This window comes from Hoyosella subflava DQS3-9A1, from assembly GCF_000214175.1.
GTDB classification, from domain to species: domain Bacteria; phylum Actinomycetota; class Actinomycetes; order Mycobacteriales; family Mycobacteriaceae; genus Hoyosella; species Hoyosella subflava.
This window is the reverse complement of sequence record NC_015564.1, coordinates 239,689-254,078: the sequence shown is the minus strand read 5'-3', so window position 1 is coordinate 254,078 and position 14,390 is coordinate 239,689. Positions and strand designations below refer to the sequence as shown.

Genomic DNA, 14,390 nt, shown 5'->3' with positions numbered 1-14,390 from the left:
TAGGAACACGATGCCTGATCATGCAGGAATCGCAGTCCTGAGCGTGAAAGTGGCGTTCCGTTGCCTCCGGTTGGCTCCCGTTTCCTCAGGGGTGTGCACCCCAAGGGGTGCACCGCCAGCGTCAGTCATCCGCTGACTGATGTCGCGGGGTTCGGCGGCTGGAGTAGGCGCAGCGACGTCTGAACCGCACGATCGACCCGCCCCCGATCACCGGCCACGAGGAGATCGAGCTGAAGACCGCGGAACTGCGCGAGGACCAGGGTGGCGACGGGCTCTGCGGCCTGGCGCTCCCAGCCTTCGCCCGCCAGTCGCTCGACGACGAGCTCGATCCAATCGTGGACGAGCGAGTCAGCAAGTGCTGGATCGCCTTGACCCCCACGCGGCTGCCTGCCGACCAGCTCGAAGAGCAGCAAGAATTGGCGCTGCTCCTTCGGCTCGCAGAGGAGGTCCCACATCCTCACGACGAGCTCTGCGGTCGACTCCGCGGACGCCAGTCCAGGGTCCCCAGCCATCCGAGCAGCGACGTCGGTGCGGATGTGGTCGAGTACCGCGGTGAGCAACTCCTCCTTGGAGGAGAAGTGGCGGAGCAGGGTTGCGTGCGAGACCCCGACTCCCTCAGCGACGGCTCGTAGTGCCAGGTTCGCGATGCCCTGCTCCAGAAGGAATTCGGTGACGCTGCTGAGGAGCTCGGAGCGGCGGTGCTGATACCGCAGGCTCCGGCCGTCCCGCCGACCGTCTGTACTCATCGCGATCCATCCGCCTCCGGCATCAGGGGCTGGTCAATACCCAGGAATAGGCGTACCGTATGGTACGTCAACCATTTGGTACGCCTAGTCTGCCACAGCTCGTCATCCGGCCACGCCAGCGCGTACACACTCTCCCGAGGAGACTGCCAGATGCCGCGAAAGAATCGCGCCAATACGATCCCCTTCCTGGCGCGTTACCTCGCCAGCAAGGTCCGCCCGGGCGGCAGGCCCGCGTCACTGATGGACGTCGGGCTCTTCACCGGTGTCCCCCAGCACGACAACTTCGCCCGCGTCCGCGACCTCGCTCCCACCCGGAAGATGCCTGCAGCAACCGAACCCTTCACCTGGCCGACGGGCCCGATGATCGAACTGCCGACGACGTACCTGTTCCAGGGAGAGGAGCGATCCACCGAGCAGTTCCTCATCGACACCGACACCGCAGCACTGCTGGTCCTCGTCGACGGCACGATCCGCGCTGAGCGCTATCTGCTCTCTGGCGGCCCCAACGTGAACTGGCTTTCGATGTCGGTAGCGAAGAGCTTCGTGTCCTGCCTGGTCGGGATCGCCGTGGACGAAGGCAAGATCCGGAACATCGACGACCCGATCAGCGACTACGTTCCCGTCGAGTCCGGGTCGGCCTACGACGGGGTCCCGATCAGGACTGTGCTGCAGATGTCGTCGGGCGCCCGGTGGAACGAGGACTACAACGACCCCAAGTCCGATGTCCACCAGATCTCCCGCGCCATGCTGGGCCTGGGAGGCGGTCTCGACGGGTTCGTGGCGCGGATGGTGAGGGAGACCGCACCGGAGACCGTGTGCCGCTACAACTCCGGGGAGACCCAGGTGCTCGGTACCCTGATCGCGCGCGCCACCGGCCAGAACGTGTCTGACTACATGCACGAGAAGCTCGCGGAGCCGCTAGGCTTCGAAGCGCCCGGCTTCTGGATCACCGACATGCGCGGCGTCGAGATGTCGTACGCCGGCCTGAACCTCACCGCACGGGACTTCGCCAAGCTGGGAGAGCTCTACCGCAACCACGGCGTCTGGCAGGGCCAGCGCATCGTCTCCGACGACTGGGTGCGCGCTTCGACCACCATCGACTCCCCGATCCGCGAGCCCGGGCGTCCCATCGTCGGCGACCACGGGATCGACCTGGGTTACGGCTACCAGTGGTGGATCCCGGCGGGCGACCGGGGCGACTACAGCGCCATCGGCATCCTCAACCAGCTCGTCTACGTCGACCCCAGCACCCGCACCACGATCGTCAAGCTCTCCGCCAACCGGATGTACGGCACCTCCACCGGGGAGTCGACCAACCGTGACGTCGAGAACGTCGAGTTCCTGCGCGCCATCGCCCAGCACAGCAACCAGGCCAGCCCCCAGGAGCTGTAAACCGCGATACGCGTACGGCCCCGTCCCCTCGCCGGTCCGCCGACTTCCTGCGGGCCTCGCCGTCCTGATCAGCTCTGCGCCACCAGCAGTTCCGCAATTTGGATTGCGTTCAGGGCTGCACCTTTACGGAGGTTGTCGTTCGTGATGAACAAAGCCAGCCCGCGCCCTTCGGGCACACCGGGATCCTGTCGAATCCGGCCGACCAGCGACGGGTTCCGGCCCGCCGCGGCGAGCGGCGTCGGAACATCGACTAGTTCCACGCCCTGCGCTTCCGCGAGAATCTTCTCGGCACGTTCGACGCTCAACGGCTGAGAGAACTCAGCATTGATCGAAAGGGAGTGGCCGGTCACGACGGGAACACGCACACACGTTCCGGATACGGCAAGTTCGGGAAGCCCGAGAATCTTACGGCTCTCATTTCGCAGCTTCTGATCTTCATCGGTTTCACCGCTGCCATCGTCGACGAGCGCGCCCGCCAGTGGCAGTGCATTGAACGCGATGGGAGCAACGTACGTCTCCGGCTCGGGGAACGCCACGGCGGACCCGTCATTCACCAGCTTCTCGGCATCGTCGATCACCGCGCGAAGCTGAGTGAGCAACTCCCTGACTCCTGCAAGCCCGCTGCCAGACACCGCCTGGTACGTGGACACGATCAGCCTGGTCAGACCGGCTTCGTCGTGCAGGGCCTTGAGAACCGGCATCGCGGCCATCGTCGTGCAATTGGGATTGGCGATGATCCCCTTCGGTGGGTTGCGAATCTGGTCCGGGTTCACCTCGCTGACAACGAGTGGCACCTCAGGGTCCTTGCGCCACGCAGAAGAGTTGTCGACGACAACCGCTCCCGCCGCCGCGAACCGTGGCGCCTGCTCCCGGGAGAGCGTGCCCCCCGCAGAGAAAAGCGCGATGTCGATGCCCTTCAAATCCTCATCTGAAGTCGCGGCCACATCCTCAACGACGATATCTCCACCGCGAAACGGGAGCGTCGTTCCTGCCGAACGCGCGGACGCAAAGAAGCGCACGCGGTCCGCGGGAAAGTTCCGTTCCTCGAGGAGCGCACGCATCACACGACCGACCTGGCCGGTAGCTCCCACTACAGCAACAGTGGCACCCATTATCAGATCCCCGATCCGGCGTAGACGACAGCTTCCTGATCGCCACCGAGCTGAAAAGCCTGGTGAACAGCAGCGACCGCCTTGTCGAGTTCGGTATCGCGGCACAAGACCGAGATGCGGATCTCCGAGGTCGAAATCAACTCGATGTTGACCCCTGCATTCGCCAGCGCCTCGCAGAACGTCGCGGTCACACCGGGATGCGAGCGCATGCCCGCACCGATTAGCGACAGTTTGCCGATGTGATCGTCATAGAGCACCTGGCTGAAACCGATCTTATCCTGCAGCTTCGTCAGATACTCGACAGCCTTGGGGCCGTCAGACCGAGGCAGGGTGAATGTGATGTCGGTCTTGCCGGTCTCCACCTTGGAAACGTTCTGCAGCACCATGTCAATGTTGATTTCCGCGTCTGCGACAGCCCGGAAAACCTGCGCCGCGAAACCAGGCGCGTCCGGGATGCCGACGACCGTGACTTTGGCCTCGCTGCGATCATGCGCAACTCCGGTCAGAATGGCGTCTTCCACAGGAATGTCCTCCATTGATCCGGACACGATTGTTCCGGGTTTGTTCGAATATGACGATCGGACGTGAATCGGCGTGTTATAGCGCCGTGCGTATTCAACACAGCGCAACATCAGCACCTTCGCGCCGGCGGCCGCCATCTCGAGCATTTCTTCGAACGAAATATTGTCTAGCTTGCGCGCATTCGGGACGATGCGCGGGTCAGCACTGTAAACACCATCAACGTCTGTGTAGATCTCGCAGACATCAGCGTTCAGCGCGGCAGCAAGAGCTACCGCAGTCGTGTCGGACCCACCGCGTCCTAGCGTTGTGACGTCTTTGCTGTCCTGGCTGACGCCCTGAAAGCCGGCAACGAGCACGATCGACCCCTCGTCGAGCGCTGTCCGCACGCGCCCCGGCGTCACATCGATGATCTTCGCCTTGCCATGCGATTGGGTGGTGATGACCCCCGCTTGCGAACCCGTAAACGATCGGGCTTCGGCACCCAAGGCGTGAATCGCCATGGCCACGAGAGCGTTCGAGATCCGCTCGCCCGCGGTCAGCAACATGTCCATTTCACGCGGATGCGGCGCGGGTGACACATCGGCGGCCAGTTGAAGCAGATCGTCTGTCGTATCGCCCATCGCCGACACAACAACAACCACGTCATGGCCCTGGCGCTTTGTCTCGACGATCCTCTCGGCGACACGCTTGATGCGCTCGGCGGACTGCACCGAGGATCCTCCGTACTTTTGCACGACTAGCGCCACGCTGAAACTCACCCTTTCGGAAAATTGCCGGGATTCCAAACGAACACTCTACCGAGGTTTCTCCTGGAATGCGCCTGCGCAACCGCGCTCAAGTCAGCTGAGCGTGACGCGGAAGACCAGCATCTGCACTGTTCAGCGCCCCTATCGCACACCGCGTTCAGCTAGTTTTAAGAAAATGCACAGGATCCGCCCTATGAGACGGAAGTGCGCTTTCCTAGGCGTTGATGCGCTCAGTTTCCATTTTGACCCCGGCCGCGCGCAATCGCGTGGGCAGTGCCTCACCCATAGCCGCTGCCGGTGTGATCACTCCTGTGAGCGCAGAGAGCTGGTCACGGTCAAGCGCCAGACAGAGCCCAGCCTCTCCGAGCATCACCGCCGTGGCCGCGTAACCCGGGTCACCCTGCGCAGCAAAGGTGGCCTTGTACCGGGCTCCGGACGACGTGTCCGCATAGGTCTCAATCACGAAAAAGCCCTTGAGCCGCGCTTCTTCGCTTGGACCTGATCCAGGCTGCGGGAGCACCCGGTCAATCACCTTCTGGGGCGCTCGCCGGAACAGTGTCGGCCCGAACTTCCACATCGCGCCCAGAGCACCCGACAGTGCGGCAGCGAACAGTGGCGACGCTACTGACGATCCAGTCCCCATTACTTCGCGGTAGCGGAACTGCTTTCCGTACGCCCATCCCAGGAGACCGTTTGTGCGCCTTACAACACGCGTGTTGTAAGGCGCCATCAAGAACGTGGCGGTCCACCCTTTCAGCGAGGGGTCGATATCACTGGCTTTGCCGAATCCGCTGTCTTTCTGGTCACCAAGATCCGGCTCAAGCGTGCGGTCAGTACTGAATGTGTAGGGGTCCTTGACGATTCTCGCGAGTTCGGGGTTCTCGCTCTCCCGCTCCATCTGGCGGCGGCCCGATGCGACAGTACCGCCGCTCATTCCACCGCGCATCGCCTTCACGTACAGCGTTGTATCGGACAGTTCACCAGCGTCGTCGGCAAGCGCCTGCTGATAGATCGAATAGACATTCAGATCGGACGGGATGGAGTCGAACCCGCAGGAATGCACGATGCGCGCGCCGGTTTCCTGCGCTCGCTCGTGGAACTTCTCGATGCTGTCGTGGACGAAAAGCTGCTCTCCTGTGAGATCGGCGTAATCCGTCCCAGCATTCACGCAAGCCTCGACAAGGGGCAGGCCATACTTCGCGTACGGGCCCACCGTCGTCACCACGGTGCGAGTTCGGCCCGCCATCGCGGCGAGCGAAGCGGGATCACTTGCATCCGCCTCCACTACGGGCCACGTGTGCGCGACCCCACCAATTTCGTCGATCACGGCCTGGAGTTTCTGTTTAGACCGCCCAGCGAGCGCGATTCGCGCGTAGTCGGGCGCGCTCTGCGCGAGATGCTGCGCAGTCAGCCTGCCCACGAATCCACTCGCTCCGTAGAGGATGAGGTCAAATTCACGTTCTGAGGGGCCACCGGTTGCCATGTCCCACACGCTAGCCTCCGCGATTACCTCCCGTCATGGAAGATCCGCCAATTCGTGCCACTGTTATCGCAGCGACGCCGACGCAAAACCAAACTCCACAGATCAGGCGCACACTGACCGCCGAGGATAAGAACCTTGCGCGCCGGGGTACAGTGAAGACATGCATCGCGGTCTTCTCCTTAAGCGCCGCGACGGGATCTGACGCAGACCGGCATCCCGTCGCGGGACTTTCTGGTGCTGGTCTACTCCCTGTGGGAGCAAAGCCTTACTTACCCGAGAAAGATCTTCCGATGACCATTGTTGAACCTGAGGCTGGGCAGGTCGCCGCAACCTCCGCCCCCTCTCGCCCAAAACCTGCCGGGCAGCCTTCATGGAACACTCAAAAAGGCAGCTCCCTGCCCGTCTACCGGTACCGGCCCTTTGACGAGGAAGTCGAACACATCTCGCTGCCCGACCGGACCTGGCCCGACAACGTCACGGAGCGGGCTCCGCTGTGGTGTGCTGTGGATCTCCGCGATGGGAACCAGGCGCTCATCGATCCGATGAGCCCAGCCCGCAAACGGCGGATGTTCGACCTGCTCGTCAGCATGGGGTACAAGCACATCGAGGTCGGCTTCCCTTCAGCGAGCCAGACCGATTTCGATTTCGTCCGCGAGATCATCGAAGAGGGCGCAATCCCGGACGACGTGTACATCCAGGTGCTCACGCAGTGCCGTGAAGAATTGATTCGCCGGACCTTCGAAGCCTGCAGGGGCGCGAAGAACGCAATCGTTCACATCTACAACTCGACCTCAATCCTGCAGCGACGCGTCGTGTTCCGCGCCGATAAAGACGTCATCAAGAAAATCGCGATGGATGGCGCGCTGGTTTGCCTTGAGGAAGCGGCGAAGTATCCAGACACGAACTGGATGTGGCAGTACTCGCCCGAGTCCTATACCGGGACTGAACTGAGCTACGCCAAGGACGTTTGCGATGCCGTGACCGAGATCTTCGCGCCCACGCCCGAACAGCCGATGATCATCAACCTCCCGGCAACGGTGGAGATGGCGACCCCCAACGTTTATGCCGATTCCATCGAGTGGATGCACCGCAATCTCGAGCGTCGCGACTCCATCATCCTGAGCCTGCACCCACACAACGATCGTGGAACCGCTGTCGCCGCAGCTGAACTGGGCTACCAGGCTGGTGCGGACCGCATCGAAGGCTGCCTGTTCGGCAACGGGGAACGCACCGGCAACGTGTGCCTGGTGACGCTGGGCATGAACCTCTTCAGCCGCGGCGTGGACCCGCAGATCGACTTCTCCGACATTGATGACATCCGCCGGACCGTCGAGTACTGCAACCAGCTAGCAGTCCCGGAACGCCATCCCTACGGGGGTGACCTGGTGTACACCGCATTCTCCGGCAGTCACCAGGATGCGATCAACAAGGGCTTCGACGCCATGCGGGAAGATGCCGACGTTCAGGACACTGAGGTCGACAACATACTTTGGCAAGTGCCCTACCTGCCGATCGATCCGAAGGACGTGGGGCGTACCTACGAGGCTGTCATCCGCGTCAATTCACAGTCCGGCAAGGGCGGTGTCGCCTACATCATGAAGACCGACCATGGTCTGCAACTGCCGCGTCGCCTCCAGATCGAGTTCTCGCGGACGATCCAGCAACACACCGACTCAGCAGGCGGTGAGATCAGTCCTGAAGCCATGTGGAAGGCCTTCTCCAAGGAATATCTGGAACCGGTCAGCCCGCTCGAGCGAATCCGTCAGCTGTACGACCAGGCGGAGGTCGACGGCGGCACTGATTCCATCACTGCGTCTGTGGTCTACAACGGTGCGGAGCGCGAGATCTCCGGCAAGGGAAACGGTCCCCTCGCTGCATTCGTCCATGCACTCGCGACCCTGAACCTCGACGTTCGCGTGCTCGACTACAGCGAACACGCGATGTCCGCCGGTGATGACGCGTCGGCTGCCGCGTACGTGGAGTGCCTCGTCGGTGACCAGCAGGTGTGGGGTGTCGGTATCGCTACGTCGATAACTACAGCATCGCTGCGCGCAGTTGTCTCCGCGGTCAACCGCGCGGTCGCAGTGACCCCCTAGGGGTTCCGCAACCGGGGCGCACCGCGCAATAGTGATCGTTCTCACCTCCTGAAATCCGCCGCTGTGGCTTGTCCTGGCGGCGGATTTTGCGTCCCACGTGGAAATTTCTGCGTTCATTCCGCTTGTCCAAGGAGCGGGATGTTTCACAACCCTGTTACGAGCCCCTGATATCGTGACTTCGGCGAGCCTGACATCAGCGAAGGGGGAAGTATGACTGCCTACCCGCTGCTGTCCGAATTTCACACCGCACTCCTCGGGACTCGAGGCCGTCTCAGCTTTTCCGGTTCCAACGGGTATCCGAGCACGTGGGGGCACCACGGTAGTGGCTGCCCGCCGCCAGCAACACCCCACTGACGGGGCCCTCAGCCTGGGGCGCCCCCTAAGAGACGTGTCTTTTGCCGAGCATCCGCTAAAGGGGTTGGTACGTGGTTCTGCCGTTGGTTCTCAGCTTGCTGGCGTTGGCGGCCGTGGCATCGCCATTGCTGGACAAGTACCTGGGCCGTACAACCGGCTGGGTTCTCGCAGCGACCTTCCTCGGTCTCGGCGGCTGGATTTTCTACGAGGCGCCCCCGCGCCTTCGTGACGGCGGGGTGATCGAGTATAGCCAGCCGTGGATGCCCGCAATCGGCGTGAATTTCCACCTTCGGCTCGACGGCACCGGCCTCCTGTTCACCGCCCTGGTGCTCGGTGTGGGTGCGCTGATCATGGCTTACTCCACGCGCTACTTCAGTCATGGCCGTCACGCCGGGTTCTACGCCCTGATGTCGCTCTTCGCGGCGGCGATGTTCGGGCTCGTTGTTGCTGACGACGTCGTGTTGCTGTTCGTCTTCTGGGAGTTCACGACAATCGCGTCGTTCTTCCTGATTGGCCGGACAGGCCTGCACGCCAACAAGCCGGCGATGCGGACCCTGCTCCTCACCGCGGGCGGCGGACTCGCACTGTTGTCCGCGGTCGTCACCATGATCGTGTTCACCGGAACATCGCAGCTCAGCGTGATCCTCGCGCACCCTGTCTGGCAGGAAAACGGAACGTTCGCAACGACTGTCGGCGTGCTCATCATCATCGCTGCGTTCACGAAGTCCGCGCAGTTCCCGTTCCACTACTGGCTGCCAGACGCCATGGCGGCAGCGACACCGGTGAGCGCCTACCTGCATGCGGCGGCGATGGTGAAGGCCGGCATCTACCTGCTGATGCGCTTCTCACCAGTGCTGAGCGACAACACCGTCTGGCACGTGACGCTGATCAGTGTCGGTCTGCTGACGGCGATCATGGGCGCAGTTTTCGCGCTGCAACGCCACGATTTGAAAGAGCTTCTCGCCTACTCGACGGTGAGCCAGCTTGGATTCCTCGTCGCCGTCATCGGTATCGGCACACCCGCTGCCCTCGCGGCGGCAGGTATTCACACCCTTGCCCACGCGCTATTCAAAGCAACCCTCTTCATGCTCGTCGGCGTGATCGACCGTGAAGTCGGAAGCAGGGACATCCGTAAACTCACTGGGTTGCGCCGTGTCATGCCCCTCACCGCCGCCCTCACCGCGCTCTCGGCACTCTCCATGGCAGGCGTACCACCGCTCCTAGGTTTCATCTCGAAAGAGAACATGTTCGGAGCCTTCCTCGAGGCGCCCGGACCGGACTTCGTTGGCCCGCTTGTCGGCACATTCGCGGTTATCGGCGCGATCCTGACGTTCGCGTACTCATTCCGGATCGTGTATGGCGCGTTCAGTGGCCCAACCGAGCAGGTGAAGCTGCGTGAGCCCTCCTTGATCTTCCTGCTGCCCGCTGCCGTGTCATCGCTGGCTGGCCTCGTTCTCGGTTTCTACGCCGGGTTCCTCGACCCCCTGATCGAGCGGGTCGTACTGGATACGCAGGGCCTTGTGGGCACCTTCTACCTAACGCTGTGGCACGGGGTCAACGCAGCGTTCATCATGTCGATGATCACGATCGGCGTCGGTATCGTCCTCTTCCTGCTCCGCAACACGATCGACCGTCTGCTCGACCGGCGCCTCTTCCCGATCACGGGCGTGGAGGTATTCGAACGGATCTACGATGGCACGATCGCCTTTGGAGCGCGGGTCGGAGACCTCACTCGCTCGAATTCGCCGACTCGCCACCTCGCGGCACCGTTCGTATTACTGGCGCTGCTCGCGATCGGAGTGTTCGTCAGCAGTCCAGTGGTTCCCGCGTTCCCTGAGCCCGTCACACAGCCGATCGACTGGCTGCTGCTGCTGCTCGTGTCAGCTGGTGTGATCGGCATTGTCATTGCACGGTCACGCCTCGCCGCGCTGGCCTTGCTCGGCGTCGTCGGTTTCGTCGTCGCGCTGCTCTTCTTTGTGCTCGGCGCTCCCGATGTAGGTCTGACACAGCTGCTCGTCGAGGTACTCACGGTTGTCGTCGCCGTACTCATACTTCGTCGGCTGCCCCGCGTCTTCCACACAGTAAGCAAGTCGCGCACAGCCCTGACCGCGGGAATCGCTGTCATCGCCGGAGCGAGCGCAGCGCTCGCCACCTACACGCTCACCGGCCGTCGCGAAATTTCTCAGGCGGGTGAGTACTTCATCCGGGAAGCAGAAGAGGAAACGGGCGGAACGAACGTTGTCAACACAATTCTTGTCGACTTCCGTGCGCTCGACACTCTTGGAGAATTGACAGTCTTGGGCGTCGCGGGGCTCGTCATCATTTCGGTACTCGACTCGAGCGGACTCCTTCGCGGAGACCGTGATCCTCGCGCCACCGAGTTGAAGGATGCGCCCATCGGCTCCGCCGTCGGCAACACGATCCTGGCGCGCACAGTCGGGCGCTGGCTCGCACCCGTCCTCATCATTCTATCGCTGTACCTCCTCATCCGCGGGCATGATCTCCCTGGTGGAGGTTTCATCTCCGCGCTCGTTGGTGGTGCCGGATTCGCACTCGCGTACCTCAGCGCGCCGAGTGCGGCACGCGCACCCATCCGCTTGCCGTATGTGGGGCTGATCGCCTCCGGAATCGGCATCGCCACACTCGTGGGTGTGCTCGGCTTCGCCGATGGGTCGTTCCTCCGGCCGCTGCACTACAACATCCCGCTGCCAGGTGACGCGTATTACCACTTCACCACGGCGCTCATCTTCGATATCGGCGTCTATCTCGCCGTCGTCGGTGTCATACTCGCCGCCCTCAACCGGCTTGGCGTCGAAGACACACCCGCCGCCTACACTCCGGACGCGCCGGACGGCGCTCCCCCGGATAGGGACCCGCCAGCCAGTAATGAGCCAGAACACGAAGCGATGACAGGAGGCCGACGATGACTCTTGCGCTCTTCGTCGGCGTGCTCGTAGCGGGCGGCGTTTACCTCGTGCTCCAGCGCGGCATGGTCCGAATCACGTTCGGCTTCGTCCTGCTCGGGCACGCAGCGAACCTCGTGCTCTTGTCCGCCGGGGTCGCATCACGGCGCGAGGCACCTCTCGTGCAGTTAACAGACCTCGCTGGGGCGGCCGACGCGCTGCCGCAGGCCTTCGCACTGACCGCGATCGTGATTGCCTTTTCGATCACCATCTACATGCTGACTCTTGCTGGCGCTGGTTCCGGTGACGATGACACCGACGATCCCCCGATACCAGCCGATAAACCAAAACCTCCCGGAGCAGAGGAGACCGTGACCGAGACTGACGCCGGATCGACAGAGAAGATCCAGCGGGGAGACGTTCCGTCGGCTTCGCCCAAGGGAGAAGGCATGCGGACATCTGACGTGCATGGCGAGGGCAACCCATGAACAGTGCCTACCTCGCTTTCGTAATCATCGTCCCCCTGCTCGCGGCGGCACTGCTGACCGTGATGCATACGCCCCTGTTGGTGCGCCGGACCATCCTCCTCGGGACCAACGCGTTCGCACTCGGCTTCGGAATCTGGCTTGCTGTCGAAACCTACGGTGGGAACGTCCTCGGGCACAGCATCGCGCTGTGGCCGAGCGGCATTGCGATCCCCCTGGTCGCGGATATGTTCAGCGCGCTGATGCTGATCGTGACCGCACTTCTGGGCCTCGTGTGCTCCGCTTTCGGTATAGCGACCGGAGACGACGACCGCGCGTACTTCGCACCGCTGGTCCTGGTCCTCTCTGGCGGTGTCTACGGCGCACTCCTCACAGGCGACCTCTTCAATCTCTTCGTTTTCATTGAGGTGATGCTCCTGCCGTCCTACGGCCTGATCGCCATGCTCGGCGGGCTCCGGCGCCTGTCGGCGGGACGGCTGTACGTAACGATGAACCTGATGACGTCGACGATCTTCCTCGTCGGGGTCGGACTGGTTTATGGCGTTGCTGGGACGGTGAACATCGCCGAACTGGCGGGTGCGGGTAGTGAGGATCCGCTGATCGGTGCTGCTGTCGCTGTGGTTCTCATTGCCCTCGGCGTCAAGGCAGCGGTGGTGCCTGTGCACGGCTGGCTCGCGCGGACATACCCGTATACCTCCCCTGCAGTCACGGCGCTCTTCTCCGGGCTCCACACCAAAGTCGCGATCTACGCCATCTACCGGATCTACGCGGTGATCTACGAGGGCGACAGCCGTTACCTGTGGATCGGCATTGTGATCATGTCGGCGACCATGCTCATCGGCGTGCTCGGCGCCGTCGGTGAAAACACCACACGGTCGATCCTCACCTTCCACATGATCAGCCAGATTGGATACATCCTGCTCGGTGTCGCGTTGTTCGGCCCCATCGGACTGACTGCTGGCATCTTCTACCTGCTGCACCACATGGTGGTCAAAGCGTCGCTGTTCTTATCCACCGGCGCAGTCGAAGTCACGTACAAAACGAACGATCTCGGCAAGGTGCAGGGAATCGCCCGTACTGAACCGCTCATCGCGGCGGCCTTTTTGGGCGCGGCGTTCTCACTTGCCGGCCTTCCCCCCTTCTCGGGGTTCGTCGCGAAGCTCGTGCTCGTGCGGGCAGCGATCGATGAAGCCCAGATCGCCGCCGCGGTGATCGCCGTGGTCGTCAGCCTGCTGACGTTGATGTCGATGCTGAAGATCTGGAAGGGCGTCTTCTGGGGCCGCGCACCTGAGGATGGTGTCAGTCTGGTGAGTGCACGCAAACCCGGACGATTGCTGACCCACATCAAACCTTCCGTAGCGATGCCAGCGGTCGTGCTAGCGGTCGTCACCCTGGCGGTGGGAATCGGTGCGCAGGGCCTACTGGTTCTCTCTGAACAGGCCGCAGCTGGACTGCTTGACGTGAGCGGGTACGTAGAGGCGGTGATTGGACAATGAGTACTACTCTGACCTGGCCGTTCCGGGCATTGAGTTTCGTTCTGTACTACATCTGGGAGCTGACGAAATCGAACGTCGCCGTGGGGTGGGACATCGTCACTCCCGGCACCCGAATGTCCGCAGGAATCGTGCGGCTTCCCCTGCGCTGCAGCACAGATCTTGAAATCACGATGCTTGCGAATCTGATTTCGCTCACGCCTGGAACGCTGACGCTGTCAGTTCAGAACGATCCGCCAGTCCTCTATGTGCACGGAATGTACGCAGCGGACAAGGATGCATTCAAGGCTGAACTGTACGAAGCTGAGCGGCGTCTCCTGCACGCAATGCGCCGCAACGGAGAAATGGGCGCTATTCCTTCCACAGCCGGAACGAAGAAGACCAACTCGGCAGGAGGCGCGTCATGACCCTGATCATCGACGTGGCTCTCGTGATCGTTGCGCTCACACTCATTCCCGCGTCCTACCGCGTCCTTACCGGTCCGCGAGACGCTGACCGTGGTGTCGCAGCCGACCTCGTGTTTTTCGCTTTTATCGGCGTAGTCGCGCTATTCGGACTACGGATGACCACGGACATCGTTCTCGACATCGTTCTCGTCGCTACAGTCGTGGGATTCCTGGCAACGCTCAGCATTGCTCGTCTCGTCACAAGGGGGCAGCGATGAGTTCAATTCTCGAAGTCGTCGGCACCATCTTCATCGTCCTGGGAACTCTGGCGTTCGTCTCAGCCGCGATCGGCGTACTCAAACTGCCCGACCTCTACGCGCGAATAAGCGCGATCACCACCGCATCCGGCCTGGGGATCGCGCTTATCGTGCTCGGTGTGCTGCTGCACGAGCCTTCAGCGCTCAACATCGTGAAAGCGTCGCTCGCTATTGTGATCAACCTTGCGACAGCCGCTGTCGGCGGACATGCCTTAGGGCGCGCCGGGTATCTCACGGGCGCTCCGCTGGCCCCGCAGACCCTCTACAACGACCTTTCCGTCTATGACCCGCCTAGGGAGTCCACGCAAAAGTGACAATCATCGCAGTGCTACGGGGACAAATTCGGGCGTTCAGC

At 62.3% G+C, this 14,390-nt stretch carries 12 protein-coding genes; 8 read left to right on the top strand and 4 right to left on the bottom strand.

Annotated elements, in window-relative coordinates; all coding sequences use genetic code 11:
• Positions 1-125 precede the first annotated feature (125 nt).
• Positions 126-746, bottom strand: coding sequence for a TetR/AcrR family transcriptional regulator (locus AS9A_RS01165; RefSeq protein ID WP_013805049.1), 621 nt, complete (start codon positions 744-746; stop codon positions 126-128).
• Positions 747-896: 150 nt separating this feature from the next.
• Here AS9A_RS01165 and AS9A_RS01160 point away from each other — a divergent pair, with 150 nt between their 5' ends.
• Positions 897-2,138, top strand: coding sequence for a serine hydrolase domain-containing protein (locus tag AS9A_RS01160; RefSeq protein WP_013805048.1), 1,242 nt, complete (start codon positions 897-899; stop codon positions 2,136-2,138).
• A 68-nt stretch (positions 2,139-2,206) separates the two neighbouring features.
• Here AS9A_RS01160 and AS9A_RS01155 read toward each other — a convergent pair whose 3' ends face one another.
• The 3 genes from AS9A_RS01155 to AS9A_RS01145 all read right to left on the bottom strand — a co-directional run bounded on the left by AS9A_RS01155 (position 2,207) and on the right by AS9A_RS01145 (position 6,001).
• The gene (locus AS9A_RS01155; RefSeq protein ID WP_013805047.1) at positions 2,207-3,250 is read right to left on the bottom strand and encodes an aspartate-semialdehyde dehydrogenase; all 1,044 of its coding nucleotides are present in this window, start codon (positions 3,248-3,250) and stop codon (positions 2,207-2,209) included.
• 2 nt (positions 3,251-3,252) lie between these two features.
• A complete protein-coding gene (locus tag AS9A_RS01150; protein WP_013805046.1) occupies positions 3,253-4,518 on the bottom strand; it encodes an aspartate kinase in 1,266 nt (421 codons plus the stop codon).
• 214 nt (positions 4,519-4,732) lie between these two features.
• Positions 4,733-6,001 carry a saccharopine dehydrogenase family protein gene (locus tag AS9A_RS01145; RefSeq protein WP_041450768.1) on the bottom strand — a complete coding sequence of 423 codons (1,269 nt, stop codon included), beginning with the start codon at positions 5,999-6,001 and terminating at the stop codon, positions 4,733-4,735.
• Between the two features lie 290 nt (positions 6,002-6,291).
• Between AS9A_RS01145 and leuA the strand changes: the two genes are divergently transcribed.
• The 7 genes from leuA (at position 6,292) to AS9A_RS01110 (ending at position 14,349) form a co-directional block, all read left to right on the top strand.
• A complete protein-coding gene (leuA, locus tag AS9A_RS01140; RefSeq protein WP_041451359.1) occupies positions 6,292-8,097 on the top strand; it encodes a 2-isopropylmalate synthase in 1,806 nt (601 codons plus the stop codon).
• Between the two features lie 425 nt (positions 8,098-8,522).
• Positions 8,523-11,378 carry a DUF4040 family protein gene (locus tag AS9A_RS01135; RefSeq protein ID WP_013805043.1) on the top strand — a complete coding sequence of 952 codons (2,856 nt, stop codon included), beginning with the start codon at positions 8,523-8,525 and terminating at the stop codon, positions 11,376-11,378.
• Positions 11,375-11,842 carry a sodium:proton antiporter gene (locus tag AS9A_RS23070; RefSeq protein ID WP_013805042.1) on the top strand — a complete coding sequence of 156 codons (468 nt, stop codon included), beginning with the start codon at positions 11,375-11,377 and terminating at the stop codon, positions 11,840-11,842. Before AS9A_RS01135 ends, AS9A_RS23070 begins: the two co-directional genes overlap by 4 nt.
• Entirely contained in the window at positions 11,839-13,335 is a 1,497-nt protein-coding gene (locus AS9A_RS01125; protein ID WP_013805041.1) for a monovalent cation/H+ antiporter subunit D family protein, read from the top strand. The genes AS9A_RS23070 and AS9A_RS01125 overlap by 4 nt, the downstream gene beginning before the upstream one ends.
• Complete coding sequence (locus AS9A_RS01120; RefSeq protein WP_013805040.1) at positions 13,332-13,739, top strand: Na+/H+ antiporter subunit E; 408 nt, start codon at positions 13,332-13,334, stop codon at positions 13,737-13,739. Before AS9A_RS01125 ends, AS9A_RS01120 begins: the two co-directional genes overlap by 4 nt.
• A complete protein-coding gene (locus tag AS9A_RS01115; RefSeq protein ID WP_013805039.1) occupies positions 13,736-13,996 on the top strand; it encodes a monovalent cation/H+ antiporter complex subunit F in 261 nt (86 codons plus the stop codon). Before AS9A_RS01120 ends, AS9A_RS01115 begins: the two co-directional genes overlap by 4 nt.
• Positions 13,993-14,349 carry a cation:proton antiporter gene (locus AS9A_RS01110; protein ID WP_013805038.1) on the top strand — a complete coding sequence of 119 codons (357 nt, stop codon included), beginning with the start codon at positions 13,993-13,995 and terminating at the stop codon, positions 14,347-14,349. Before AS9A_RS01115 ends, AS9A_RS01110 begins: the two co-directional genes overlap by 4 nt.
• Positions 14,350-14,390: the final 41 nt, after the last annotated feature.

Excerpts from the sequence above, each read along its gene's own strand:
- leuA (WP_041451359.1), top strand. The coding sequence starts at position 6,292 with ATGACCATTGTTGAACCTGAGGCTGGGCAGGTCGCCGCAACCTCCGCC.
- AS9A_RS01115 (WP_013805039.1), top strand. The coding sequence starts at position 13,736 with ATGACCCTGATCATCGACGTGGCTCTCGTGATCGTTGCGCTCACACTC.
- AS9A_RS01125 (WP_013805041.1), top strand. The coding sequence starts at position 11,839 with ATGAACAGTGCCTACCTCGCTTTCGTAATCATCGTCCCCCTGCTCGCG.
- AS9A_RS01145 (WP_041450768.1), bottom strand. The coding sequence starts at position 6,001 with ATGGCAACCGGTGGCCCCTCAGAACGTGAATTTGACCTCATCCTCTAC.
- AS9A_RS01165 (WP_013805049.1), bottom strand. The coding sequence starts at position 746 with ATGAGTACAGACGGTCGGCGGGACGGCCGGAGCCTGCGGTATCAGCAC.
- AS9A_RS01155 (WP_013805047.1), bottom strand. The coding sequence starts at position 3,250 with ATGGGTGCCACTGTTGCTGTAGTGGGAGCTACCGGCCAGGTCGGTCGT.
- AS9A_RS01110 (WP_013805038.1), top strand. The coding sequence starts at position 13,993 with ATGAGTTCAATTCTCGAAGTCGTCGGCACCATCTTCATCGTCCTGGGA.
- AS9A_RS01160 (WP_013805048.1), top strand. The coding sequence starts at position 897 with ATGCCGCGAAAGAATCGCGCCAATACGATCCCCTTCCTGGCGCGTTAC.
- AS9A_RS01120 (WP_013805040.1), top strand. The coding sequence starts at position 13,332 with ATGAGTACTACTCTGACCTGGCCGTTCCGGGCATTGAGTTTCGTTCTG.
- AS9A_RS23070 (WP_013805042.1), top strand. The coding sequence starts at position 11,375 with ATGACTCTTGCGCTCTTCGTCGGCGTGCTCGTAGCGGGCGGCGTTTAC.